We start from the raw sequence: 508 nt of genomic DNA, 5'->3' as shown, positions 1-508 counted from the left end.
CCTGTTGTGTTTCACGGTCTTATTTACCTGATACATGCTTCAATGCCTCACAATTGGGGTTTGAGCCACCATATCAGCATTATCTGAATTAACGATAGTGAGAATTTTTGAATAAATCTCATGTACCGGAATACAGCGACTAGTACCCCCTAAGCCTGTAGGCCGGATCGGATAGTAACCGGAACGGGATAGGGTGGAAGTGTACCCGTTAACAATCAGATTAATCTGAGCTTTAACTTCTGAAGTCTTAGCAAAGCCTGTTGCTTTGATGAAAACCCGGAGAGCTTGAGCCTTTCTTACAGCTTCACGCTGAGCCTGAGAGATAATTTCAGTTTTAGTCATTTTCCCGTGTCCTCTTGCCTATCTAGTTTTGGGGGAGACTCTTTATACAACGCCCATAATCCTGAGCGCAAGAGATTTTATGAATTTGTGCGCATATGGGGAGGTATTTAAGGGAGTTTGAGAGTATCGGAGTATGAGAGGGTGAGAGCATCGATTTTAAGGCCCC

At 43.9% G+C, this 508-nt stretch carries 1 protein-coding gene; it reads right to left on the bottom strand.

Annotated features, from left to right (window positions below; all coding sequences use genetic code 11):
- Nucleotides 1-39 precede the first annotated feature (39 nt).
- The gene (locus tag N1032_RS28075; RefSeq protein ID WP_259544036.1) at nt 40-342 is read right to left on the bottom strand and encodes a hypothetical protein; all 303 of its coding nucleotides are present in this window, start codon (nt 340-342) and stop codon (nt 40-42) included.
- Nucleotides 343-508 lie beyond the last annotated feature (166 nt).

Source organism: Herbiconiux daphne (assembly GCF_024979295.1).
Lineage (GTDB): Bacteria > Actinomycetota > Actinomycetes > Actinomycetales > Microbacteriaceae > Herbiconiux > Herbiconiux daphnes.
Note: the sequence above shows the minus strand (reverse complement) of the source record. Positions and strands in the feature narration are given on the sequence as shown.

Bases quoted from the DNA above. Each gene is read 5' to 3' on its own strand.
- N1032_RS28075 (WP_259544036.1), bottom strand. From the start codon at position 342: ATGACTAAAACTGAAATTATCTCTCAGGCTCAGCGTGAAGCTGTAAGA.